This window comes from Campylobacter cuniculorum DSM 23162 = LMG 24588 (assembly GCF_002104335.1).
GTDB classification, from domain to species: Bacteria; Campylobacterota; Campylobacteria; order Campylobacterales; family Campylobacteraceae; genus Campylobacter_D; species Campylobacter_D cuniculorum.
Map to the genome: position 1 here is coordinate 1,500,643 of NZ_CP020867.1, position 25,656 is coordinate 1,526,298.

General features: G+C 31.1%; 26 protein-coding genes. 11 read left to right on the forward strand and 15 right to left on the reverse strand.

Translation table 11 applies throughout. The features are described from left to right. Window positions 1-106 precede the first annotated feature (106 nt). Window positions 107-1,255 (reverse strand): carboxynorspermidine decarboxylase, encoded by a 1,149-nt coding sequence (gene nspC / locus CCUN_RS07330; protein WP_027305158.1) that lies wholly within the window; start codon window positions 1,253-1,255, stop codon window positions 107-109. A gap of 78 nt (window positions 1,256-1,333) precedes the next feature. Here nspC and CCUN_RS07335 point away from each other — a divergent pair, with 78 nt between their 5' ends. The 9 genes from CCUN_RS07335 (at window position 1,334) to msrA (ending at window position 8,416) form a co-directional block, all read left to right on the forward strand. Further along, window positions 1,334-1,555 (forward strand): MoaD/ThiS family protein, encoded by a 222-nt coding sequence (locus tag CCUN_RS07335; RefSeq protein WP_027305157.1) that lies wholly within the window; start codon window positions 1,334-1,336, stop codon window positions 1,553-1,555. Between the two features lie 3 nt (window positions 1,556-1,558). Continuing rightward, a complete protein-coding gene (locus CCUN_RS07340) occupies window positions 1,559-1,996 on the forward strand; it encodes a molybdopterin synthase catalytic subunit (RefSeq protein WP_027305156.1) in 438 nt (145 codons plus the stop codon). Between the two features lie 9 nt (window positions 1,997-2,005). Next, entirely contained in the window at window positions 2,006-3,199 is a 1,194-nt protein-coding gene (locus tag CCUN_RS07345; RefSeq protein WP_035175625.1) for a molybdopterin molybdotransferase MoeA, read from the forward strand. A gap of 20 nt (window positions 3,200-3,219) precedes the next feature. Continuing rightward, complete coding sequence (locus tag CCUN_RS07350) at window positions 3,220-3,684, forward strand: MerR family transcriptional regulator (protein WP_051521673.1); 465 nt, start codon at window positions 3,220-3,222, stop codon at window positions 3,682-3,684. Between the two features lie 211 nt (window positions 3,685-3,895). After that, window positions 3,896-5,074, forward strand: coding sequence for an MFS transporter (locus CCUN_RS07355; RefSeq protein ID WP_027305154.1), 1,179 nt, complete (start codon window positions 3,896-3,898; stop codon window positions 5,072-5,074). 57 nt (window positions 5,075-5,131) lie between these two features. Then, window positions 5,132-5,611 carry a (R)-mandelonitrile lyase gene (locus tag CCUN_RS07360; RefSeq protein WP_084483655.1) on the forward strand — a complete coding sequence of 160 codons (480 nt, stop codon included), beginning with the start codon at window positions 5,132-5,134 and terminating at the stop codon, window positions 5,609-5,611. Window positions 5,612-5,628: 17 nt separating this feature from the next. After that, window positions 5,629-6,513 carry an aldo/keto reductase gene (locus CCUN_RS07365; RefSeq protein ID WP_232087686.1) on the forward strand — a complete coding sequence of 295 codons (885 nt, stop codon included), beginning with the start codon at window positions 5,629-5,631 and terminating at the stop codon, window positions 6,511-6,513. Between the two features lie 83 nt (window positions 6,514-6,596). Further along, window positions 6,597-7,724, forward strand: a complete 1,128-nt coding sequence (locus CCUN_RS07370) for an NAD(P)-dependent alcohol dehydrogenase (protein WP_051521675.1) — start codon at window positions 6,597-6,599, stop codon at window positions 7,722-7,724. Between the two features lie 182 nt (window positions 7,725-7,906). Next, a complete protein-coding gene (gene msrA / locus CCUN_RS07375; RefSeq protein WP_084483656.1) occupies window positions 7,907-8,416 on the forward strand; it encodes a peptide-methionine (S)-S-oxide reductase MsrA in 510 nt (169 codons plus the stop codon). Window positions 8,417-9,229: 813 nt separating this feature from the next. Here the strand turns inward: msrA and ruvX are convergent. The 4 genes from ruvX to ilvC are packed head-to-tail and all read right to left on the reverse strand — an operon-like array spanning window position 9,230 to window position 12,557. Next, on the reverse strand, window positions 9,230-9,613 hold the full coding sequence (ruvX, locus tag CCUN_RS07380; RefSeq protein WP_027305150.1) for a Holliday junction resolvase RuvX: 384 nt from the start codon (window positions 9,611-9,613) through the stop codon (window positions 9,230-9,232). Then, entirely contained in the window at window positions 9,610-10,386 is a 777-nt protein-coding gene (locus CCUN_RS07385) for a DNA-processing protein DprA (protein WP_027305149.1), read from the reverse strand. Before CCUN_RS07385 ends, ruvX begins: the two co-directional genes overlap by 4 nt. Continuing rightward, window positions 10,376-11,533, reverse strand: coding sequence for a divergent polysaccharide deacetylase family protein (locus CCUN_RS07390; RefSeq protein ID WP_027305148.1), 1,158 nt, complete (start codon window positions 11,531-11,533; stop codon window positions 10,376-10,378). Before CCUN_RS07390 ends, CCUN_RS07385 begins: the two co-directional genes overlap by 11 nt. Before the next feature lies 1 nt (window position 11,534). Then, complete coding sequence (ilvC, locus tag CCUN_RS07395) at window positions 11,535-12,557, reverse strand: ketol-acid reductoisomerase (protein ID WP_027305147.1); 1,023 nt, start codon at window positions 12,555-12,557, stop codon at window positions 11,535-11,537. A gap of 113 nt (window positions 12,558-12,670) precedes the next feature. Between ilvC and CCUN_RS07400 the strand changes: the two genes are divergently transcribed. Next, window positions 12,671-14,596 (forward strand): RNB domain-containing ribonuclease, encoded by a 1,926-nt coding sequence (locus CCUN_RS07400; protein ID WP_027305146.1) that lies wholly within the window; start codon window positions 12,671-12,673, stop codon window positions 14,594-14,596. 3 nt (window positions 14,597-14,599) lie between these two features. Continuing rightward, a complete protein-coding gene (locus CCUN_RS07405; protein ID WP_027305145.1) occupies window positions 14,600-15,565 on the forward strand; it encodes a DNA polymerase III subunit delta in 966 nt (321 codons plus the stop codon). A 1-nt stretch (window position 15,566) separates the two neighbouring features. Here CCUN_RS07405 and hypA read toward each other — a convergent pair whose 3' ends face one another. The 10 genes from hypA to CCUN_RS07455 all read right to left on the reverse strand — a co-directional run bounded on the left by hypA (window position 15,567) and on the right by CCUN_RS07455 (window position 25,652). Then, window positions 15,567-15,911 carry a hydrogenase maturation nickel metallochaperone HypA gene (hypA, locus tag CCUN_RS07410; protein WP_027305144.1) on the reverse strand — a complete coding sequence of 115 codons (345 nt, stop codon included), beginning with the start codon at window positions 15,909-15,911 and terminating at the stop codon, window positions 15,567-15,569. Beyond that, complete coding sequence (hypE, locus tag CCUN_RS07415) at window positions 15,911-16,885, reverse strand: hydrogenase expression/formation protein HypE (protein ID WP_027305143.1); 975 nt, start codon at window positions 16,883-16,885, stop codon at window positions 15,911-15,913. The genes hypA and hypE overlap by 1 nt, the downstream gene beginning before the upstream one ends. Before the next feature lie 97 nt (window positions 16,886-16,982). After that, a complete protein-coding gene (locus CCUN_RS07420; RefSeq protein ID WP_051521672.1) occupies window positions 16,983-17,474 on the reverse strand; it encodes a class I SAM-dependent methyltransferase in 492 nt (163 codons plus the stop codon). 346 nt (window positions 17,475-17,820) lie between these two features. Beyond that, window positions 17,821-18,909 (reverse strand): hydrogenase formation protein HypD, encoded by a 1,089-nt coding sequence (gene hypD / locus CCUN_RS07425; RefSeq protein WP_027305142.1) that lies wholly within the window; start codon window positions 18,907-18,909, stop codon window positions 17,821-17,823. Further along, window positions 18,893-19,174 (reverse strand): HypC/HybG/HupF family hydrogenase formation chaperone, encoded by a 282-nt coding sequence (locus tag CCUN_RS07430; protein ID WP_027305141.1) that lies wholly within the window; start codon window positions 19,172-19,174, stop codon window positions 18,893-18,895. The genes hypD and CCUN_RS07430 overlap by 17 nt, the downstream gene beginning before the upstream one ends. Continuing rightward, window positions 19,174-19,914: a hydrogenase nickel incorporation protein HypB gene (gene hypB, locus CCUN_RS07435; RefSeq protein ID WP_027305140.1), complete on the reverse strand. Its 741-nt coding sequence runs from the start codon at window positions 19,912-19,914 to the stop codon at window positions 19,174-19,176. The genes CCUN_RS07430 and hypB overlap by 1 nt, the downstream gene beginning before the upstream one ends. 40 nt (window positions 19,915-19,954) lie before the next feature. Next, the gene (gene hypF / locus CCUN_RS07440; protein WP_027305139.1) at window positions 19,955-22,153 is read right to left on the reverse strand and encodes a carbamoyltransferase HypF; all 2,199 of its coding nucleotides are present in this window, start codon (window positions 22,151-22,153) and stop codon (window positions 19,955-19,957) included. Continuing rightward, window positions 22,134-23,654 (reverse strand): hypothetical protein, encoded by a 1,521-nt coding sequence (locus CCUN_RS07445; protein ID WP_027305138.1) that lies wholly within the window; start codon window positions 23,652-23,654, stop codon window positions 22,134-22,136. Before CCUN_RS07445 ends, hypF begins: the two co-directional genes overlap by 20 nt. A gap of 58 nt (window positions 23,655-23,712) precedes the next feature. Beyond that, window positions 23,713-24,360, reverse strand: a complete 648-nt coding sequence (locus tag CCUN_RS07450; RefSeq protein WP_027305137.1) for a M48 family metallopeptidase — start codon at window positions 24,358-24,360, stop codon at window positions 23,713-23,715. After that, window positions 24,336-25,652, reverse strand: coding sequence for an MATE family efflux transporter (locus CCUN_RS07455; RefSeq protein ID WP_027305136.1), 1,317 nt, complete (start codon window positions 25,650-25,652; stop codon window positions 24,336-24,338). Before CCUN_RS07455 ends, CCUN_RS07450 begins: the two co-directional genes overlap by 25 nt. Window positions 25,653-25,656: the final 4 nt, after the last annotated feature.

The window sequence follows — 25,656 nt, forward strand, 5'->3', positions numbered from 1 at the left end:
CTAAAATTATGCTTTATTTTTTTATTAAATTTTAAACAGAAAATTTTTTAATCCATTCATAATTTACTTTATTTCAAAAAGCTTTATAAAAATCTTAAATAAAGCTTTAATTTCTCCTTGCATAATCCTCATAAGAAAATTGTTTTATCAATTCAAGCTCACCTTTTTGATTTAAAAGCATTAAATTTGGGAGTTTTACTCCATTAAAAGTTGTATTTTTGACGATAGAATAATGAATTTGATCTAAAAATACAATTTTATCGCCGATTTGAAGCTCTTCTTTAAAAGCATATTCACCCATAATATCACCAGCCAAACAGGTATTTCCACCTAGTAAATAAGCCTTTTCGCCTTGTTTTAATTCTGAAATTTTTTCATTCTCTCTTGTAGCTAAAATTCTAGCACCTAAAATCTCGCTCGTATAAGGCATTATAATAGTATCTGGCATATGTGCCTCGCTTGAGGTATCTAAAATCGCAATTTGTTTTTCATTTTCAATCAAATCAATCACACTTGCCACCAAAACCCCGCACTGCCAACCCACTGCTTCACCCGGCTCTAAATACACTTGTACTCCATATTTATCAGAAAAATTTTTACAAAGTTCGATAAGTTTTTGTGTATTATAGCCCTCTTTGGTGATATGATGTCCCCCGCCGAAATTGACCCATTTGACCTTTGAAATATAAAATTTGAATTTATCTTCAAAAACCTTTAAAACCCTCTCCAAAGATTCCGCACTTTCCTCACAAAGACAATGAAAATGCAAACCTGAAACCGCATCTAAATTCGCGTTTTTTAAATCTTTGTCTAAAATTCCAAGTCTTGAGTATCTCCCACTTGGATTATAAAGTTCTTTTGGAGCTACTGAAAATTCAGGATTTAAACGGAGTCCTAAAAACTTATTTTTTGCCTTATTTTTAAATTTTTCAAATTGATTTAAAGAATTAAAGATAATATGATTTGAAAGCGAAATGATTTCATCCATCTCATCCTCTTTAAAAGCAGGAGAGTAGGTATGAATTTCCTTATCCATAAATTCTTTAGCCAATTTCGCTTCCCAAAGCCCACTACAGCTACAACCGCTAAGATATTCTCCTACAATTTTCAAAGCTCTTGAAAATGCAAAACCCTTAAGAGCTACAAGCACTTTAGCCTCGCTTTTTTCACTTATTTTGGCTAAAAGTTCGCAATTTTTTCTTAATTTATCCTCTTCTAAAATATAAGCAGGAGTTTGTTTTAAATGCTCAAACATGATTTTAATCCTTAAATTTATCTCAATTTTAAAAATAAACATTATAATAATATCAAAAAATTTTTAAAGGAAATTACAATGGTAAAAATCGAATTTTTAGGACCAATTAATAAAGAAAACATAGAAATTCAAGCCCATTCTTTAAAAGAACTTAAAGAATTTTTAAAGCAAGATGAGAGTTTGCAAGAATGGCTTGGTCTTTGTGCGGTGGCTTTAAACGATAAAATCATTTTTGATGAAAATCAACCCCTAAAAAGTGGAGATAAAATAGCACTTTTACCTCCTGTTTGTGGCGGATGATTGATGTTTGAACTCTACAAGGGAAATTTAGATATAGCAAAAATTTATAGTCGATGGTATGATTATGCAAAAGACCAAAATTGCGGAGCTTTGATTACTTTTTGTGGGATTGTGCGGGCTGAAGAGGATATTGAGGCTTTGAGTTTTGATATTTATCAACCCTTGCTTAAAACTTGGTTTGAAGAATGGCAAAAAAGGGTGGAAAAGGATAAGATTAAATTAATGTTTGCCCATTCTATTGGTGCGGTTAAAATCCATCAAAGTTCTTATTTGGCTGGAGTGTTAAGCAAACAAAGAAAATTAGGACTTCAACTCATCAACGATTTTGTGGAGGATTTTAAAGCAAATGCTCCAATTTGGAAATATGATATCATCGAAGGTAAAAAAATCTACGCGAAAGAACGTTCTTGCAAACTTCGCGGTGCAGGAATTTTAAACTAAGGATTTAAAATGGCTTTAATGTCTTATGAAAAAAGTTTAGAAATTTTAAAATCTCATCTTAATCCCTATGAAAAGATAGAAAAAATTGCTTTAACGCAATGCTTAGGACGCATCTTAGCACAAGAAATTAAAGCTCCTAAAAATCACCCTGAATTTAAGACTTCAGCAATGGACGGCTATGCCCTTAAATTTGAAGATCAAAGTAAGGCTCTAACCCTTTTAGGAAGCACTCCTGCTGGGACTATGCCACAATTTTGTATCAAAGAAGCACAATGTGTTAAAACCTTTACAGGTTCATTGATGAGTGAGGGAAGTGATACCTTAGTTCCTGTTGAAAATGTGGAGATAAAAGGGAATCAAATTTGCGTCAAAGAAGCTGTAAAAAAAGGTTTTGCGGTAAGAGAAATTGGAGAAAATTACAAAGAAGGCGAAATTTTACTCAAAAAAGGCACAAAGCTTGATTATAGTGAGATTGCTCTTTTGGCTGAACTCGGTTTTTTTCATATCAGTGTTTTTATCAAGCCTGTTGTTGGGATTTTAAGCAGTGGAAATGAAATCAAAGATTTAGGAGAAACTTTAGAAAATCCTGCTCAAATTCGCTCTTCAAATCATATTGCTTTAGCAAATTTAGCTCAAAAATTAGTTTGCAAAAGTGTGGTTTTTCCTCTTTTAAAAGACGATGAAAAACAAAGCAAAAAAGCCTTAGAAAATGCCTTAGAAAGTTGCGATATTTTAATCACCACAGGGGGCGTTTCTATGGGGGATTTTGATTTTTTGAAAAAAGCTGTAAGAGAATATGCAATCATCATCGACAAAGTGGATATAAAACCCGGAAGGCATATAAAAATTGCCTCGTTTAAAAATAAATTCATCGTTGCTTTGCCGGGTTTTCCATATTCTGCTATGGTCATGTTTAATCTTTATGTCAGAGAAATTCTAAATTTTTGGCTTTTACAAAAAAAAGATTATATTTGTCAAGCTTTTTTGTGTGATTCTTATATGAAAAAAACGCCTTATTTAGAATTTGTTGCTTGTAATATTTATTTTGAAAATGGACGTATTTTAGCAAATTTAAAAGGTAAAAAAGACGGCTCAAGTGCAATCATTAATAATCTTAACCACAAATCCGCCTTAATGATGGTGCCAAAAGAATGCACAAGTTTAAAAGATGGGGATTTAGTGGATATAATTTTTATGCCTTAATTTAAAATCAAGGAAAGAAAATGCTTTATACGATTAAACAAGTGAGTAAGATGACTAAAATTAGTGAACATACTATAAGATTTTGGGCAAAAAAGGGACTTTTTACCCATTTGCAAAGGGATAAAAACGGCGTGAGGTATTTTGATAAACAAGATTTGCAACTTGTCTCTTTGGTGCATTGTTTTAGGGAATTAGAGCTTGGTTTAGATGAGATTAAGCATTATCTCAATCTATGCTTATTAGGCGATGAAACCTTAGAACAAAGGTGTGAATTTATTAAAAAACAAAGGGATAAAGTTAAGAATATCTTGCAAGATTACTCAAAAATTTTAAAAAGATTAGACGATAAAGTTAAAATTTATGAAAAAGACATAGAAAGAAAACGAGATAGTTTCAATCCTTATAATAAAAATTATGTGGGTAAGGATTTTTACAGAGGTGAAAATCAAAATTATAAAGGAAAAAATTTCAATAAAAAAACTTAAAATATCATTTTATCTTCATATTTTTCTTCATAAAATCACTCTTTTTTTGTAATTTTTTTGTAAAAAAACTTGACTTAGAGTCGCTCTAATGTTGTATAATTCTAGCTTTTAAAAAAGGATTGAGAATTTTTTACTTAATTTTTAAAATATTCTTAATTTTATTTCGTGCGATTTCACAAAGCGAAAACAAAAAATTGAGTAGGGAGAAAAAATGCCACACAAAAATAATAATCTTTTATTATTTATCCTCTGTTTGGGTGTCTTTGGAATTCTTAGCACAGAGCTTGGAATGATGGGTATTATACCTATAGTTTCGCAAAAATTTAACATTTCCACTGCTGATGCAGGTTGGACTTTGAGTGTTTTTGCTTTAACAATAACCCTTTGTGCACCTATTGTTCCTTTACTTTGTTCAGGTTTTAATAAAAAGAAATTGATGGTCGTATCTTTAGCTGTTTTTTCACTCAGTTCTTTAGCCTGTATTTTTGCTAAGGATTTTTGGCTTTTACTTGTTTTAAGGGCAAGTGCTGCATTTTTTCATCCTATTTATATCGCTTTGGCTCTTAATATCGCAAACAGCTGCGTTGATGACCCAAAAGAAGCACCAAAGGCTGTGGCAAAGGTTTTTGCAGGAGTTTCTGCGGGTATGGTTTTAGGTGTGCCGATTACAAGTTATTTAGGCGGAGAATTTTGCTTTGAAGCGGCGATGGGCTTTTTCTTTGTTATTAACACCTTAACTCTTTTCGCAACGATATTTTTCGTGCCTCAACTCCAAAGAAGTCAAAAAATTCAATTCGCTCATCAATTTAAAATTTTAAAAGAGCCTTTATTGTGGAGTTCTATCATTGCTGTGGTTTGTTTAAATGGTGGGATATGGGGATTTTATGGCTATGTGTCTGATTTTTTGTATCAAATTTCAAATATGGATTTTACTCATATCAGCACAACGCTTTTTATTTACGGGACCTCAAATATCATTGGCAATATCATCGCAGGAAAGACTTTGGTAAAAAATGCAGATTTTACGCTTAAATTCACTCCTTTTATAATGATTTTATTCTATGCTGTGATTTTTATGAATGCAACTGAAATTTGGATTTTAATCGCTGTGATATTTTTGCTTGGAATTTTAGGCGGGATTATGAATAATGCAGCACATTTTATGATTGCTCATCCTTACCCACATGCTGCTGAATTGACAAATGGTTTATTTTTATCCGTAGCGAATATAGGGCTTTTTGTTGGGACAAATGTCTGTGGATTTTTTATCACTTTTTGGAACACAAGATATATTGCTATTGCGGCGATTTTACTGATTTTAGCTGGAATTTTAAGTATTTTTATACGCTCTCAATTTGAAAAAATGAATCAAATTGCACAAAAAACTTGACTTAGAGTCGCTCTAATGTTGTATAATATTTAAAAAATTTAAATCAAAGGAGAAAAGATGTTTCAATTTTTAAAATCTTATTTGTTTGCTTGTTGTATTGTTGCAAGTGGTGCAGCAATAGAAACTCAAAGCATAGAAAAACAAGGTTCTCATCCAAATTTTAAAGGAGATAATAAAATTTTTAGCGGTGAAGTGAAAGTTTCTATGCTGTTTGACAATAAACAATGGCGTAATTTTGGCGGAGCCTTAGTTGAATTTAGTCCCCATGCTAGGAGTGCGTGGCACACTCATCCTAATGGACAAACTTTAATCGTAACTGAAGGTGAGATTATCACTCAAGTTCAAGGAGAAAAAGCAAGCATTGCTAAAAAAGGTGATGTGATTTCTTGTCCTCCGGACATTAAACATTGGCATGGAGCAAGGAATTCTAAGGCGGCTCATATCGCACTAACAGGTTATAAAGAAGGTAAAAATGTCGAATGGCTCGAACTTGTAAGCGATGAGGAATATCAAAAAGCTTTAAAAGAAACAGAATAGTTTTGAGGAAATTCAAGATGAAAAGACGGGATTTTTTAAAAAAATCAGCTAAATTCGCCGGGGTTTTGAGTGTTTTAGGCACTCATACGCTCTTTGCGGAAAATGGAGAAAAAATGCAAATGATGACTTTAAATAATGGTGTAAAAATGCCTGCACTTGGACTTGGAACTTATGCTTTGCGTGGAAAAGAATGCGAAAGGGCAATCAAAGATGCTTTAGAATGCGGATACAGGCTCTTTGATACCGCACAAATGTATGCAAATCAAAGAGAAATAGGAAATGCCATCAAGCAAATGCCTAGAAAAGAGCTTTTTTTGGAAACTAAAATTTCTCAAAATGCGAGTTTTTCAGAGGCAAAAAATATCATTCACAGAGCCTTAGATGAGCTGCAAACTGATTATCTTGATTTGCTTTTAATTCATGATAATTATTCTAGAAGTAAAGAAATCTATGAAGCTATGCAAGAAGCCTACAAACAAGGGCTTATCAAGGCTCTTGGAATTTCAAATTTCAATGCAAATGCTTACGCTTTATTCATTAAAGAAGTTGAAATTATGCCAACAATCAATCAATGTCAAACACATTTATTTTATCAGCAAAAGGCTTTAAGAGCTGCTATGAAAGAAACAATTTTGCAAAGCTGGAGTCCTTTTATAGCGGGAAGAAAAGAAGTGTTTGAAAATGATTTAGTGCAAAATTTAAGTAAAAAATATGGAAAAACTCCTGCTCAAATCATTTTGCGTTTTTTAAATGAAGAAAATATTGCTCTTATCCCTAAAACATCACGCAAAGAAAGAATGAAAGAAAATTTAGATATTTTTGATTTTACTTTAGAGACGCAAGATAGAGAAAATTTAAGAAAACTTGACCAAAATAAGAGCTATTTTTCTTGGGTGGATTGATAAAAAAGGATGCATTGATGAAAGATATACAAAGAAGAAAATTTTTAAAAAATTCAGCTAAAATCACCGGAGGCTTAGCCGCAATGGGGTTTGCAGCTTATCCTCTTTTTGCTCATACTTCTTCAAAGTTTGTTTTTAAAGAAGGTGAAAGAATTCCTGCTAAAGGCTACGCGGCTTTTAGTAAAGAATGGAATTTTAAACCTTTTTCTTTTACGCGACATCCTTTGGGAGAAAACGATATTTTAATACAAATACAATACACTGGAATTTGCCATAGTGATTTACACGCTGTTAAAGGTGATCATGCTATGCCAAACTATCCTATGGTTCCCGGACATGAGATTGTAGGCGAGGTTGTAGCTGTTGGAAAAAAGGTGAGTAAGTTTAAAATCGGGGATTATGCCGGAGTTGGTTGTATGGTGAATTCTTGTGGTGAATGCGAGGCTTGCAAACAAAGCAAAGAGCAATATTGTATGAATGCAAAAACCATCTTTACCTATAACAGCAAAGATGTTTTTCATAATAATGAAATCACTTACGGAGGATATTCTAATAATATTGTTTTAAGTGAAAAATTTGCAATCAAAATTCCAAAAAATGCTGAGATTGAAAAAGTCGCACCTTTGCTTTGTGCAGGAATTACAACTTATTCTCCTATAAAATTCAGTCGCGTTAAAAAAGGTGATAAAGTTGCTGTAGCTGGTGTTGGTGGTTTAGGGCATATGGCTTTACAATATATGGTTGCTTTGGGGGCAGAAGTAACTTGTTTTGATATTTTACCAAGTAAAAAAGAAGCTTGTTTAAAACTTGGAGCTAAAGAATTTATAGATGTTAAAAGTGAAGAATTTAAAAACATTGCAAATCGATTTGATTTTATCATTTCAACGATTCCGTATTATTATGATTTAAACGATTATCATAAAATGCTAAAATTTGGCGGAGAAATGGCAATTGTGGGCTTACCTGCATCTAAAGAATCGCCTCACTTCGATACAAATCGCTTTATCTGGCAATTTCAAAATAAAAAAATCTACACTTCTTTAATCGGAGGCATTAAGGAGACTCAAGAAATGCTTGATTATTCAGTTCAAAATAAAATTTATCCAAAAATTGAACTTATCTCTATACAAGAGCTTAATGAAGCTTATCAAAAAATTGCTAAGGGTGAAGCAGATTTTAGGTTTGTCATCGATATGAAAAGCTTAGATTAAATTGAAATGAATATAAAAAACAATTTAACCCCTTTATCGGGGTTAAATATTTAAAAATACAATAAAATCTTGCTCAATATTTAGAATTTTAATTGATTTAAAATTTTATTCTATACTTCTTTTATTTTAATAAGGAAAATAAAATGAAAAGAATTTTACTAGGAGTGATTTTCATGCTAAGTATGGCAAATGCTACACAAAAAAGCATTATTTTAGGTGGAGGTTGTTTTTGGTGCGTCGAAGCAGTTTTTGAAAATGTGCAAGGTGTAACTCACACTGAAGTGGGATACAGCGGAGGTAAAGACAATCCGAGCTATGAAAGTGTTTCTAGAGGAGATGGGAATATAGAAGTTGCGAAAATTGATTTTGATGAAAAACAAATTTCTTTAGAAAAAATTTTAGAAATCTTTTTTAAAATGCACGATCCTACAAGTGTAGATAAACAAGGTGCTGATGTGGGGATACAATATCGTTCAGCAATTTTTTATGAAAATGAAGAGGATAAAAAAAGCATTGAAGATTTTTTAAACAAACAGCAAGAAAATTATTCTTTGCCGATTGTTACAAAGCTTTATAAGCTCAAAAAATACTACAAAGCTGAAGATTATCATCAACATTATTTCAAAAAAAATCCCAATAATTCTTATTGCCGTTTTGTGATTGCACCAAAGATTAAAAAAATACAAGAATGATAATTTTTTACATATAAAAATTTGATTTTTAATTTTTTTGTATTTAAGATATAAATAAGTTTATACTTTAAGCTAAAAAAATTTTAGAGGTTATTCACAGCCTTTTCACGCTGTGATTTTCTCATCAAAATACCAAAAAATAGCACTTTAAGTTTTGAATTTTTATAAAAAATATTTATTAATTTTTAAGCTTTTTTATGAATTTAAACTATACTACTAAAAAAGGATTATTTTATAAAAATAAAGTTTTGTTTAAGCCTATATTGAAGTTATTTTTAAGATTTAAGTAAATTAAAATCAGACTTATTTTTGTTATATACCACTTATATTTTATTGAAACAAAATATTTCATTTTAAATAATATAATAAAGTTTATATTTTACAAAATTATATAAATTTTTATTTTAAACATAAAAAGCGAACTTATTTCGCTTGAAAAAACAATCCAAACAAAAATGAAAAACAATAAAACAAAGAAACCCACTTTCGTGGGTTTTTACACAATATTTTTAAAAGTTCAATTCTATATCGTCATTTGTTTTATAATCTTTAATTCAAATTTTAATTGAATGATTAAATAAAATGAGTTATTTTTAAATATTTATATTTTTTAAGCTTCAAAAACTTGATTAAAATCCACTATAAAGCATTTTATATATACTTTTTTCTAAAATATGTTTTGTATTTTAAGATTTTTAACACAAAATAAAGAGTTTAAAAAATTAATAAATTTTTATTTTTCAGAAGTTTTGTTAATTTTAAAACTTTTTAATCTAAATGAGTTAAGTTTAATAATCTTATAAATTTTTAAAATCAAAGTGCAAAATAATCCTTTATCATCACCAAAGCTGCTAAAGAATCAAGCTTTGTATCTTTGTTTTTAGAATTGATTGTGCCAAATTTTAAAGCCTCGCGACTGGTATAACTTTCATCAACAAAGACGATTTCACCTTTAAATTCAAGTAAAGAGACAAAATGTTGGATGCGTTTTTGCATAATTTCTTCACTGCTACCACCCTTTGGGATGCCTACAATCAGCAAAGAAATTTCATGCATGAGGAGGATTTTTTTGATTTCTTCAGCAGCTTGTTGGCGATTTTTGCGTAAAATTCCTTTCAAAGGTAGGGCGATTTTTTTATCAACACAAAGTGCGAGACCTATACGTTTTAAACCTAAATCCAAAGCCAAAGCTTTCATACTAAAACCCTTATAAAAACGCCATTGATAGCGATTTTTCCTTCAAGTTCATATTCATAAACCTTTTCTCCAAAATGTTTTAAAGCCTGTTCCAAACTCACTCCTTTAGCACAAAATTCTAAGAATTCATCTTGGTTTTGCTCTTTAATTTCTCCAAAATTTAAAACAAATTCTTTAAAATCAGTGATTAATTTCGCTTTATTTTCTTTTAAAAGCCAATTTGTTCCCTCACTTTCTCCTAATCTTTGAGGTAAGACATAGAGAGGTTTTTGCATTTTTAAAGCAAGTCTTGCACTTTGCATAGAACCGCTTTGAAAATCCGCCTGTGCGATAACCACTGCTTCACTCAACGCGATAATCAAGCGATTTCTAAGCAAAAAATCGTATCTTTTAGGGGTATAATCCCATTCTTGCTCACTTAAAGCCAAAGCATTTGTATAGAGTTCTTTGATGATTCTTTCATTGCTTTTAGGATAAATGCGTCCTAAGCCGTTTGCAAAAATTCCTATACTCAAGGGCATAGCAGCTTTATTTGCGGTAATATCCACACCCAAAGCTCCCCCACTGACAACACAAATTTCAGCCCTTTTGCACAAACTTGCAAGTTCTAAAACACAATTTCTAGTATAGACGCTCATTTTTCTTGAGCCTATGATTGCAATTTTTCTTCGATTTAAAAGCTCCAAATTTCCTTTGTAATAAAGCTTTTTAGGGCTTGTATTTAAATTTTTAAAAAGATGCAAAAAATCCTTAGGAACGCTTTTATTCTCCATAAACTTCACTCAAATAGACAAGTTTAACACTTTTGAGCAAATCTTTGCTTTCTTCTAAGGCTTTAAAAGTATTTTTTTTAGGATGTCCTATTGCAATAGCAAAGCCTTCTTTATTAGCAAGATTTACAGCTTTTTGAATTTGTTTTTTAATCGCGGCAAGATTATCTTCATTATCCAAAAATATATCTCTTTTAATATAAATTTTCCCAAATTCCTTAGCAATTTTTTCTACTTTAGAATGCTCTATGGTTTTAGAATCAACAAAAATAAAACCTTTTTCGCTCAAAGCCTTATAAAGCTTCCTCATCGCTATTTCATCGCTTGTAAATAAACTTCCTGTGTGATTATTGATGTATTTTAAATCTTTGAAATTTTCTTTAAGACTCGCAATTTTTTTAGAAATTCTTTTTTCGCTGTCATTTGGATTTAAGGTATCCATTTCAACTTTTTTATAATGCAGTGCTGCCAAAGGCAAATGCACCATATAAAAATCAAATTTCAAAGCAAGTTTAGCTGTATTTTTATGCGTTTTATCGGGAGGAAAAAAAGAAGGGGTGATTTTTAAATTAAGAGCCTTTAAATTCTTAACTTGCTTTTCATTTGACATATCATCAATGATGATAGCAAGTTTTGGAGGAGTCTTTTGAAAATCTAATTGTCCGGTTTTTAAAACGTTTAAATTTTGTTCTTGTTGATTTGAATTTAAATTCTGCTGCGTTTGATTTAAATCCTTAGCATTTAAACCTGCTAAATTGTTTTGAAATTTTTCAAAACTTTGGTTTAATTCTTTAGATATATTGTTTTCAAGCCAAGTTTGATGAATTTGAATTAAAGTTGAATTCTGTTCTGATTCTTGCAAAAAAGAATTTGCTAAAGGTAAAGGACTTAAATTTTGCTCTAAATTTTCGCTTTGATTAAAATCCTTTGAAATGAATTTTTCATAATAAATCTGCTTAAAGGGATTGTCGCTCTTTTCATCAAGAGTTTGGGGGGTTGATAAATTTTGCTCTTGATGAGGAGAGTTAAAAGCAAGTTTTTGTGTGCTTTGATATTTGTTTAAAATCAATAATATCAAAGCCACACACACTAAAAAAAGTATAACAATAACCAAAAATCTTTGTATTTGGATTAAGCTTTTTTGAGACAATTTAGTTTTTATCTTTATCAATTAATTTTTTAGCACTAATCCAAGGCATCATCGCCCTTAAATTTCTACCGGTTTTTTCAATCAAAGAATCATTCATATTTTTGCGTTCAGCGTGCATTCTCGCAAAACCTGCTCGCTTTTCGAGGATAAAATCCTTAGCAAAAACACCATTTTGTATGTCTTTTAAAACGGCTTTCATTGCCTTTTTGCTCTCTTCAGTGATGATTTTAGCCCCAGTGATATAATCTCCATATTCAGCAGTATTTGAGATAGAATACCTCATATCTGCAATGCCTCCTTGATAGATTAAATCCACAATGAGTTTCATCTCGTGCAAACATTCAAAATAAGCCATTTCAGGTTCGTATCCTGCTTCAACTAAGGTCTGAAAACCCGCTTGAATGAGAGCCGTTAAACCTCCACAAAGCACTGCTTGTTCGCCAAAAAGATCTGTCTCTGTTTCAGCTTTAAAGGTTGTTTCAATGATTCCGGTTCTTCCTCCGCCGATTGCACTTGCATAGCTTAGAGCAATGTTTTTAGCATTTTTACTCTCATCTTGATGGATGGCAATCAAACAAGGTGTTCCACCTCCTAAAGTAAATTCATTGCGCACTGTGTGTCCGGGAGCTTTTGGAGCAATCATAATCACATCAATTCCCTTTGGAGCAATGATTTGTCCATAATGTATATTAAAACCATGTGCAAAAGCAATAGCCTTGCCTTCAGTTAAATTTGGTTTGATTTGAGCGTTAAAAATATCAGCTTGAATTTCATCCGGAGCTAAAATCATAATCACATCGGCTTCTTTTGTTGCCTCATCAACTTTTTTTACTTCAAAACCTGCATTTTTAGCCTTTTGCCAACTCGCTCCGCCCTCTCTAAGTCCTATGATAACACTCACTCCATTGTCTCTTAAATTCATTGCATGAGCGTGTCCTTGCGAACCAAAGCCTATAATTGCCACTTTTTTGGATTGGATTAATTTCAAATCACAATCTTTATCATAATAAACCACAACAGCCATTTATTTCTCCTTGTTTTTATTATAAAATTAGCATTATAGCGAAACAAACTATAATTTCATATTTTTTTTATAAAGTTTATGTAAGAATTTCTAAAAATTTACAGAGCAAAGCAGTGAAAGAATTTCTAAATAAACTAAATTACGGCATCAGTGCAAATGAAATTAAGGCTGAAGAAAAACAAATTCTAAGAGAACTTTTAAAAAATAATATCATCAAAGAATATAAAAATAAATTTTATCTTAATGACGGCTTTGTATTTGGAGAGCTTGATATTTCGAGTAAAGCAATAGGCTTTTTAAAATGTTTTGATGAAAACTATGAAAGAGATTTATTGATAGAAAATAAGCATTTAAAAGGGGCAAATTATAAAGATATAGTCGTTGCAAAACTCTTAAATTTTAAAAAAAAGCGTCAAAGTGCAAAAATCATTCTCATCTTACAAAGAGCGAATAAAAATTCTATTGTTATCACTAAAAAATACGGACAAGCCGTTCTTGGAATGGATATAAAAACCGGTTTAAGCGTTGCTTTAAAGGCTTCTCAAAAATCTTTAAAAGCTTTGCCTTTAGGCACCATACTAAAGATAGAAAATCAAGAAAATCGCATTTTAGAAGTCTTAGGGCATATTGATGATGAAAAAATTGATGAAAAAATCTCCCTCGCACTTTTTAATAAAAATGTTGAATTTAGTGAAACTTGCATTAAAGAATCTCTAGCAAATGGGGATTTTGTCGATGCAAATATGTATAAAAATCGTAAAGATTTAAGAGCTTTGAGTTTTTGTACTATAGACCCCATTCATGCTAAAGATTTTGATGATGCGATTTATTATAATGAGCAAGAAAATGCGATTTATGTCGCCATTGCTGATGTGAGCGAGTATGTTTTTGCCTATAGTGCGATAGATAAAGAGGCTAGAGCGAGGGGGTTTTCAATTTATTTTCCTCATATTGCTATACCGATGTTGCCCCCTGCTTTGAGTGAAAATATTTGTTCTTTAAAGCCGGATGTGGATCGTTTGGTGTATTGCTTTAAAATCATTTTAAATCAAAATTTAGAACCTATAAAAGAAGAGCTTTTTGAGGCTATCATTCATTCTAAACGTCGTTTTAATTACGATGAAGTCGATAAATTATTAGAAAAAAAAGCGGATTTAGCAGAATTTTCTTGGCTTTATAAACTCGAAAAACTCACGCGTCTTTTAAGAAAAAAAAGACTTGAAAATGCTTTTGAGTTTAAAACTGAAGAATTAAGAATGGTTTTAGATGAAAATTTAGCCTTAAAAAGCACAAATTACGAAAAATCCACGCCTTCTCATAATCTCATCGAAGATTGTATGCTCTTGGCTAATAAAGCTGCTGCAAAGCTTATTGATATAGGAATTTTTAGGAATCATCTCAGTGCGGATTTAAAAAAAATCGAAAAACTTCTCAATGAGCTTGCAAGTTTAGGAATCAATGTCAAATTTAAGTCTCATTTGCCCGAACTCATCCGTGATATACAAAGCCTAGCTGACACACTTAATCTAAGGGCAGAGCTTGATAAACTCATCATTAAAGCACAAAAAAAGGCGGAGTATTCAAGCATAAATGCTGGACATTTTGGTTTGGGTTTTCAAAGATATACTCATTTTACAAGTCCGATTAGGAGATATTCTGATTTGATTTTACACAGACTTTTGAAGGCTAAGATGAAAAAAGATGAAAAATTATTTCAATATCTGCTTTTAAACATACAGAGTACTTGCGAAAATTTAAGCCTTTTAGAAAGAGAAGCGGATAGGGTTGCAAATGATTTTTTAAGCAGAAAATTTGCAAGATGGGCTTTGAAAAATAGGGGTAAAAAATTCAAGGCTGTGATTGTAGAAAATACAAATATAACTCTAGCAAAACTTGATGATGAAATCAAAGGAGCAGAGATTATTTTAAGTGATTCTAAAATCAATTTACTTCAAAAGGTTGAAATTTTAATCACCGATGCGGATATAGTGATGGCAAAAATTTTCGGACGCATCACTCAAATTTTAGAGGAGGGATAAATAATGTATAAAAAGGATTTACAACTTTTATTGACTAAAGACAATTTTCCAAATTTTTTTCTTCTTTATGGGGGAGATAATTTTCAAATCGAGCTTTATGCGGATTTTATCAAAAAAAAATACCTTGCTGATGAAAGTTTAAAGGTGTATTTTGAAGAATATAATTTTGCTCAAGCGAGTGATTTTTTGGCTTTAGGCTCACTTTTTAGTGAAAAAAAACTTTTGGAGCTTAAATTAAACAAAAAACCAAACACAAAAGAGCTTAAAGCTTTAATAGAACTTTGTCAAAAGAATCAAGACAATTTTTTAATTTTAGAGCTTTATGATGAGAATTCAAAACAAAATGAACTTGAGAAAATTTTTGCCCATAATTTTGCAAGATTTTTCCAAATTTCAAATCCTAAAGAAGCCATTGAGCTTTTAGAGCTTAAAGCGAAAAATCTTGGGATACAATGCACACAAAATGCCCTTTTTACTCTCTTTGAAAGTTTTGATGAAAATTTATATCTTGCCGCTGCGGAGCTTAATAAATTTGAAGGTTTAGAGCTTGATGAAAAAAAGATTAAAGAATACTGCTACAGCTTGGATACAGGAAGTTTTGAGCATTTTTTCGAAAAACTTTTAAAAAAAGAACATTTAAAAACAGAGCTTGAAAAAATTTTAGACCATTCAAATGAAATCGCTTTTCTAAATTTTTTGCTCCATAATTTCTTTAGGCTTTTTAAAATCGCTTTGTATGCAAAAATTCATGGAAGAGTTGATTTTAAAGAAATATTAGCCTATGTTCCGCCTCCAAAAGTAGCACAAAGTCTAAATTTTATGGCATTTAGTTTGAAGATTGAGCAATATAAGGAAATTTTTAATTTACTTTTGACAACAGAATATGAGCTAAAAACTAATTCTAAGCTTTCTAAAAAAGAATTTCTCATCTGTGAACTCTTAAAACTTGTCCGCATTTTAAAGGGTTAAATCACTCCATCACAAGACGCATTAAATGCAAATCTTCTCCGCTAAGTATCTTAAAATCAATACTTTGGCAATGCGGACATTTAAATACATTTTCCTTTAAAATGCTTTCTTTATGACAACTTAAACATAAAATTTCAAGTTCAGCGTTTTGGATTGTAAGTTTTGCTTCTTTACAATACACACAACTTTCTTTAAAGGTTTCAAAGCATCTTTGAAAAAGCTCAGGTTCCACACCGCTTAATCTTCCTATTTTAACTTGCACTTCTTTGATGAGTTTTGCATTGTGATTCAAAGCATTTTGCTCACAAAGTTCGATTAAAGATTGCACTATGCTTAATTCATGCATTAGCAAATTCTTGGTAAAAGTTCTCCCTTTGGTGTTTCTAAGAAACGTTTTGCTCCAAAGGAATTTTCTAAAATCACGCGAGATTTTTTTTCGCCTAAAACCTTACCGATAATGCTCGCATTAGGGTTGAATTGTCTTAAAAATTCTAAGGCTTTTAATTCATCACTTTTTTCCACACAAAGCACGAAAGTCCCTTCATTTGCAAGTTCATAAGGCTCATAACCAAAAAGCTCACAAAGCCCTAAAACCTCATCTTTAATCTTTATATTTTCCTCAAAAATCAATAAATCATTTCCACTCTGCTTTGCCCATTCATTAAGCACCGCACTCAATCCCCCTCTTGTAGCATCACGCATTGCAACGACCTTAATATCCTGTTTTAAAAGCCCTAAAACCTCATCTTTTAAATTCTTGCAATCGCTTTGAATGTTTGCTTCTAAATCATTTCTTTTAATCAAAACACTCGCTCCATGTCTTCCAATATCACCTGATACTAGAATGCTTAGCCCCTCTTTAATGTTTTGAGTTTCTTTTTTAGAAATGATTTTTCCTAAAGCTGTGGTGTTGATATAAATTTCATCTCCATTGCCTTTTGGTACAACTTTTGTGTCCCCGCACACAAGCAAAACTCCGCATTTATCGCATTCTTTTTTTATGGAATTTAAAATTTTTTCAAGTTTTAAAAGCTCAAAACCCTCTTCTAAAATCAAAGCTAAGCTTAAAAATTGAGGTTCAGCTCCTACCATTAAAATATCATTCACTGAACCACAAACACAAAGTTTTCCTATATTAATCTCATCGTCTAAAAAAATAGGATTTAAAACAAAAGAATCTGTACTTAAGGCTAAATCCCCTAAAATTGCAGCATCATTACTTGCTTTTAAAATTTCATTATCAAAAATCTTAAACATTTGAGATAAAAGCTCGTTCATCTCTTCGCCACCACCGCCGTGTGCAAGTGAAATTTGTTTCATTGTGTATCCTTAATAGACTTTATTTTTATTAAAAATTCTAAAGCTAAAATTATGGTTTTAGCAAATGAAACAATTTTAGCAAAATTTATTAAAAAACTCACTTAAATTTAGGATTTTCCCATAACATTGTCAGCATATTTGGAGCCTTTGGCATTCTGGTAATTTCAAAAACGACTTTTAACGGGAGATTAAAAGGTGCTTTTCTTAAATCAAGAGCTCTGTATCGACCATTAAGACAATCAGAATTAACATTTTCAGCAATATCATTTGTAATAAGAGCGAATTTAAAACGCGATAAATTAGCGATGAATTCATTAATTTTTATATTGTTTAAATGCTGTAAAACATCTTTGCAAATCAGTAAATCTGCACTTGGAAGAGAATTAAAATTTCCATCGTAAAGGAAAAAATTGATATTTTCTTTTTGGAATCGATTGATATTTTGTTCTATCACAAAACTTGCTACATCAAAACCCTTATACTCAATACCACTAAAATCAATATTTTTAGAAAACTGCCAATCTCCACAACCACAATCAACCACCTCTGAAATTTTCTTTTCTTTAAAAAAATTTTGTAAGAAATTCACATAATCTGCACATAATTCTTCATTGCTTCCAGGTCCTGAACCGCATCCCCATAAATTAGCCCTGTAAATGCTATTGAAAACAAAATTAAGTTTGTCTCCGTTGGCTTCTATAAGTGCTTGGTAGACGAGTGAATCTTGTTCTTGAAGTTTTAAGAGTTCATTTTTTAATTGAGAATTTTGTTTTTGAAGTTTTAAAAGCTCATTTTTTATTTCATCAATGTAAATCCCCCCCCCCTAAGCCTTTTTTTGATTTTTCTAAAAATTTTCAACATTTTTTCTCCTTTCGAAATGATTTAATTTTTTAGCCTTAAATTATACTCAATTTTCATTCTTTTAAAATATCAATTCAATTGACTTTTGAGTATTTATAATAAGCTGCACAAGCTCCCTCACCTGAAACCATGCAACTTCCTATAGGACTTTTTGGGGTGCAAGCCTTACCAAAGACTTTGCAATCATAAGGTTTAGCTAAACCTCTTAAAATTTGTCCGCAAATACAGGCTTTGTTTTCATTTTTGCTCACAACTTCGCAGTCAAATTGCTTACTTGCATCGTATTTTGCAAATTCATCTTTAAGTTTTAAACCGCCTTTTTTAATCAAACCAAGCCCCCTAAATTCAAAATCACAGGGCTCAAAATAATATTTAACTAAATTTTGTGCCTTAACATTTCCCTCATAACTCACAGCTCTTTTGTATTGATTATGAACCTTAGCACTTTTAGCATTCATCTGTAAGACAATATTAAAAACACTCTCCATAATATCAACAGGCTCAAAACCACTCACAACAATAGGAGTGCGAAATTTTTCAGCCAAAGGCTCATAAATATGATAACCTGTAATCACGCTCACATGAGAGGGTCCTAAAAAGGCATCAATTTTAACATTTTCATCGCTCATAATCGCTTCAATCGGAGCTGGTACGACGATATGATTGATATGAAAAAAGACATTTTCAATCTTTTGTTCTATCACTTTTTGCAAGAGTAAAGCACTCATAGGAGTTGTTGTTTCAAAACCTATGGCAAAGAAAATCACTTTTTTTGCCGGATTTTGCAAAGCGATTCGTAAAACATCAAGCGGAGAATAAAGAGCTCTAACATCGGCTCCTTTTGCTCTTAAATCTAATAAAGACATAGAACTTCCCGGAACCCTTAACAAATCTCCCAAAGTGCAAAATATCACATCTTGCATTGAAGCAAGTTTAATGGCTGTATCAATGCGATTTCTTGGCATCACACACACGGGACAGCCGGGTCCATGAATGAAATTAATTTGCTTTGGCAAAATAGACGGCAGAGCATATTTCATAATGCTATGCGTATGTCCTCCGCAAATTTCCATAATATTAATATCTTGAGTGAGCTTCTCTTCTATAGCCTTTTTTAAAGCTAAAATGGTATTTTTATCTCTAAATTCATCGATGAAATTCATTTAACCCCAAATCTCCTTCGTCTGAAGAAATTTCTCCACTTTGCATCTTTTGAACGATTTCTTGATAGGTTTTGATGCTTTGTGTCGCGGATTCTTTATCGATTTTTTCCATTGCAACACCCACATGAATAAGCACAAAATCCCCTTTTTGCAAAGGTTCGTCAATTAAATCCAAATTCACTTTTCTTTTGACGCCCAAAGTTTGGACTAAAGCATTGTTAAATTCATCAATTTCTAAAATTTCAGAAGGTATAGAAAGACACATTAAAACAACTCCTTTTTAAATTCAAGTAATTTATACCAAAGTTCCATATTTGTTCCCGTTTTAGAATCAAGGGCAATAATATCTGCTTTAGGGCTTAAATCTTTGATTAAACGACTCGCTTCTTTTATATCAAAATCAAAATGGTGAGCCAAATCCACCTTAGTTATAAGCACTATATCCGCTTTTTTAAACATTACAGGATATTTTTGTGGTTTATCACTTCCCTCTGTAACTGAAAGCAAAACCACATTTAAATGTTCTCCCAAATCATAACTTGCAGGGCAAACCAAATTTCCAACATTTTCAATAAAAAGCAAATCACAATCTTTAATTTCTAAATGATGCAAAGCTTGATGCACCATAAAAGCATCCAGATGACAGCTTTGTCCTGTTGTGATTTGATAAGCTTTTGCACCCGCTTCACTCACTCTTTTAGAATCATTATTTGTTTCTAAATCTCCTTCAATCACAGCGATATTCATCTTGCCTTTAAAAGCCTTAATTGTTTCTTCAAGTAAAGTTGTTTTACCGCTTCCGGGTGAGCTCATAAGATTGATACAAAGCACCTTAGCTTCATTAAAATGGGCTCTATTGTGCTTTGCTTCTTCATCGTTTTTATTTAAAATTTTGCTTAAAACTTCTAAAGTTTTTTCCTCTTTTAAACTAGGATTTTCACTTTTATTTTCATGATAATGTTCATGATTATGATGAGAGATTGAGCAACCGCAATCCTTACACATTTAAACTCCTTAATTTTTTCATCATTTTACACTAAAAACATTAAATTTCACTCATCTTTATCAATTTTAAAAAATGTGCCATTTGTCCGAGTGCAATTTGACTATCATTACAAGGAAATTTCAAAGGCACAAAAAAATCAAATTTTTTTCTTTTTAAAATTTCAAGCAAGGTTTTATTTTGAAAAACACCTCCACTTAAAATAACCTTAACTTGATATGCTTCGCTCAATTCAATCATAAAATTTGCCAAAGCATTGAAAAATCCCGTAACTGCCCTGCTCTTTTCATCTTTTAAGGCTCCTAAAATCACTTCTTTAAAATTAATCTGCCCGTTTTGAAAAGAAAGCTCATAAGAAAAATCAAGATTTTTATCATAAAATTTTTCACACAAAAGTCCTATTTGAGCCTCATAAGATATTTTTTCTTGATTAAAAACAATGGCACCAAAGGCATCAATAATCCTTCCTAAAGAGCTTGTTAAAAGCGTGGATTTACAATAAATTTTTTTAAGATTGTTTTGTTTTATTTGTGGAATTTGAGCTAAAAAATCCTTTGCTTCATTTTCTAAATCATAATGCCATATCACGCTTAAAGCCAAATTTTGTAGATTTTTAATGTCGCTATTAATCAACTTAAAATTTTCAAAATGTCCTATCCTTTCATATTCTTTTAAATCTCCCAAAAAGATTTCTCCGCCCCAAATTGTCCCATCATCTCCATAACCTGTGCCATCAAAAATAAAACCCAAAACCTTTTCATCAACGCCAAATTCAAATAAAGCAGCACAAAAATGTGCATAATGATGAGAAATTTTGTAAGTTTTATAAGCTTTAAACTGCTTGACATAACTAAAATGCGGATGTTTATCACATAAAATCATATCGAACTCTAATTCATAAGTTTGTTTAAAAAAATCAAGCAAAGAAAAAAATCTTTCTTGAGTGTCTAAGCTTTTTAAATCACCTATATAGGGCGAAATGATAAGCTTATTTTGATGATAAATCACAAATTCATTCTTAAGCTCTGCTCCTAAAGCCAAAATACTTTGCTTACAATCCCTCTCATCAAGCTCGATATAGCAAGGATTTAAAGCTCTAGAAGTACGTAAAAACATCGTTTTACCCCCTATGATTTGAGCAATGCTATCATCACTTGGATTGATAATCTCTCTTTCATAATCTAAATAAAAATCAAAAATTCCCTTAAGTTTTTGAAGTAAAACATCTTCTTTAAAAATAATACTCTCGCCACTTAAATTTGCACTCGTAGCAACCAAAACACCTTCAAAATACTCAAACAACAAAAGATGAAGCGGAGTATAAGCAAGCATTATGCCTATTTTATCAATATCAGGAGCGATGCATTCAAGCTCTTGTTTTGCCTTTAAAAGCACAATAGGACTTAAAGGACTTTGAAGTAATTTTGCTTCATCTTCATCAATAAAAGCTAAATTTTGAGCTTGTTTTATATCCTTACACATGAGAGCAAAGGGTTTTTTAGGACGCCTTTTTCTTGCCCTTAATTCTTTTAAAGCACTTAAATTCAAAGCATCACACATAAGATGAAATCCGCCCATTCCTTTAACAGCTAGAATTTTTCCTTCTTTTAAAAATTTTGCACAAAGCTCAAAGGCTTTATTTTTTGAAGCTAAAATTTGCCCCTTTGTATCTTTTAAATTCACTTTAATCTCACAATGAGGACAAGAAATGGGTTGTGCGTGAAAACGGCGGTTGAGCGGATTTTCATATTCGCTTTGACAAAAATCACACATTAAAAATTCACTCATGCTTGTATTTTTTCTATCATAAGGCAAGGCTTTAATAATAGAAAATCTAGGACCACAATGTGTGCAAGTGATGAAAGGGTATAAAAATCTAGGATTTTGAGGGTTATAAAATTCTTCTTTGCATTTTAAACAAAGACTAAAATCACTAAGAATAGGTGCAGTTTTAGGGCTTTGCTTTGAGTTAGAAATGACAAAATCTTTATAGGGTTTGACTCTGGTTAAAGTGCTTTTAAGCCTATCTATCCTTGCTAGGGGTGGTAAATGAACTTTTAATTTTTCTATAAATTCATTCAGTTTAACTTCATCGCACAATAAAAATATCTCAACACCAAAACCATCATTATAAACCTCACCAAAAAGTTTTAATTGCGTAGCTATTTCATAGATTAAGGGTCTAAAACCAACTCCTTGAACCAAACCCGAAATTTCAAGTTTATATCCTAAGGGCAACATCGCTTAACTTACAATTTCTTATATGCTTTAAAGAATTTTTAAGCAAGGCTTTAGATTCAAACAAAGAACCGCTAATCACAGCGATTTCAATCTGTTTTTTATCACGCAAATCATCATTAATATCACGCAAAAAATAAGCCAAACTTTCAAGGGTCCCATAAGCAATATTTGTATTTTCAACTCCTGCGAGCATAAAACTCATAGCCGAACGCAGGGTTCTTGCATAGTCAAAATTTCCCTTTTCATCTAAGCGATAATCAATCTTAACTCCTCTTGGAATTTTAGAACCATCCGCAAGTTCTAAAAGTTTTTCTCCAGCCTTTAAAAAATCTTCATCAAGCTTGAGTATCTTGCCTAAAATACAAAATAAAGAGAAAAAATTATTATTTACAAGCGGAAATTCCTCATCTAAAAGTGGAAATTCCTTGCTAAAATTCTCTAAAAGTCTTGCTCCCACCTCATCTTTTTTAATATCCCAATAAAGCTCTTTTGAATTTTTAGGAAGCTTAAGTTTGAGTAAATTAAGCTCCTTATTGACGAGCAAAATATCTTCATAGTCTTTGCTAAGCTCTAAAATCAAAGCATTTTGTTTAAAATACGACAAAATATAAGAAAGTCTAGCGAAATTTTTATCCTCCTTGCTAAAAATCAACTCTTTGGCTTGAGTGTCTATAAATTCAAAGCCTTTAAGGACTAAAATTTGCCCTTCTAAACTCAAAAGTTCAAAATCATCAAGTTTATTTTGCAATTTTTTAACATTTAAAAATTTAAAATCCTCCTTCCAAAGCTCATGACAAAGTGCAAAACTCAATAAATCTTCAGCTAATTTGATTCTAAAATCACTGAAATTTAAATGATGATTTTTTCTAAATATTGCATTAAATCTAAGCTTAATCAAAGGTTTTTCAAGACTTGCAAGAAGCTTTAAATTTTCATTAGAGCAAACAAAAGCAGAATGGATAGCTTTAATATCGCAAGGCATTAAAAAATCACAGGTAAAATCGTCATTAAAAAGACAAAGTTCATAAATGCCTTTATGATTTTTAGTCCAAATTTTTTTCTGATTTTTCAAAATTTTTAAAGCCTCTTGCAATAAATTTTTAAAATTTTCTTTATTGATTTTTATGAATTCATTCCCATCAAAGGATAAATCAAGCTCACAAAAAACTCCCCATTCATTTTCTATCAAGGCTTGATTTTGGACATAAGAATTTGAATTTAAATGCGTAAGGTATTGAAACGAAGAATATTGCTTTCTTTGTCGTAAGGGGGTGAAATCTTGCACTTCTTTAACGTCAAATTTTCTTAAAAATACGCTATTACTCATACCATTTAAAGATTCACAAAAAGTGCTAAGCTCTGTTTGACTTCCTTTGATTTTAAAAATATATTGATTGTCTTCTCTAAGCAAACTATAATCATAATCTTTGGCATAAAATTGAAGCAGGTATTCAAAAATATCATTATGGCTTATATATTCAAAATCAAATTCTAAAATCAATATTCTAACCTTTTACATAATTTAGGGTATAAATATAGCATTTTAAAGTAAAATTAAACTAAAATTCTTTTTCTCTCATTCTAAAATCGGGCATAAATTTTTCTAAAAAAGCATAAAATTCTCTGCCATGATTTGCATGTTTTAAATGTGCAATTTCGTGTAAAATCACATATTCAATCAAGATAAGTCTTTTTTCTAAAAGCTTTAAATTTAAATTGATATAGCCTTTTTTGCTGTTGCAAGAACCCAGACGCGTTTTCATAGTTTTAATGCTTAAATGTGTGCTTTGAAGTCCTGTGATTTTTTCCCATTTTTTAAGATATGTAAGAAAAATTTTTCGAGCATTTTTTCTCATAAATTTTTCAAAATCCTGTCTTGAAGGGCTATAAATACAATCTTTTGAAAAATAGGTCTTGTTTAACTTACAATCCCAATTTAAAATATATTTTTTACCCAAAAATAAAATTTCATTTTCTTTTAAAAAAGATTTTTGCCTTTGAAACTGCAACAAAACTTTTTGCATCCAAGATTCATTTTTTTCTAAAAATTCACAGACAAAACTTTTAGGACAAAATTGAGGAATGCTTAAATGAAATTCTCCTTTTTCATTAAGCTTTAAACGAAGATTTTTAATCTTTTTTCTTTGATAGAAAAAAACGCGATTTTTAAAGAAAAAACTCTTCACACAAGAGCTTTGTTTTGCCATTTTTTACTCTTCCATCGATAAGAATTGACAAGTCCTCTTAAAAACTCATCGGCACAAAATCCAATCCAAACTCCCAAAATTCCAAGTCCAGCATAAAAACAAAGCACAAAACCCAAAGGCAAAGAAAGTCCTATCATAAAAACCAAACCGCTAAAAAATGGAAATTTCGCATCGCCACTTGCTCTTAAGGCATTGACAATAACAATATTAAAAGTCCTTGAAATTTCAAGAAAAATTGAAAGGGCAAACAAAGGAATCATCAATTTTCTAAGCTCTTCTTTTAAATCAAGCAAACTCATCGTAAAATCTTGCAAAGCATAATTGAGCACAGCCACAACTCCACTTGCTAATACACTTAAATACAAAGCCGTCCAAGTATGTTTATAGGCCACATTCACATATCTTGCTCCTACAAGTTTTCCGGTGATAATCTCATTGGCTAAACTGATGGCTTGTCCTACAAGCATGATGATTAAAGAAATTTGAAAATAAATCGTTTGAACACTTAAATTTTCTTTACCCAAACTCGCCACAAAGCCAAAAGCTATAGTATATTGAATAATCCAAAGCAAATTCTCTCCAGCTGAAAAACCGCCTATGTTTAAAATCTTACTCAAAACATTTTTTTCAAATTCAAACAATTCTTTCAATTTAAGATGAATTTTAAGCTTAAAAATCAACAGGAAAAAAAGCAAAAAAATTACAACAATGCGTCCTAAAATATTGCTCAAGCCTATACCAAAAAGCTCTAATTTTGTCCAATGAAGAGTGTAAAAATTTCCTATAAGAATGATTATATCCATTAAAAAGCTTAAAAACATCACCCAATAAGCCTTGTTATAAACCCTAATGATTCCAGCCAATACAATGCCAATTGCATCAAAAAACAAGCAAATTCCTAACATTTGCAAATAAATCACCCCATCATTGATGAGTTCTTTAGGAATCTTTAAGAGTACAAGCAAATCCTTTGCAAAAATGACAATCAAAAATCCACAAATAAGTCCTAAAAATGTATTTAAAGTTAGGCTTTGATGAATGACTTTTCGAGCCAAAATTGAATTCTTAGCTCCAATGGCTTGGGAAACAACAACACTACAACCCACACTCAAAAAACTAAAAATTGTGATAAATAAATCAAAAATTTGATTTCCAGCTCCCATAGCTCCAACTAAAAAATTAGAATATTGAGAGACCATAGCTGTATTGATGATTAAAGAAAGATATTTTGAAAATAAATCCGAAAAAATAGGAATGCTTAAATGCTTTAAAGAAAGCTGTTTTTTTGCCATGATT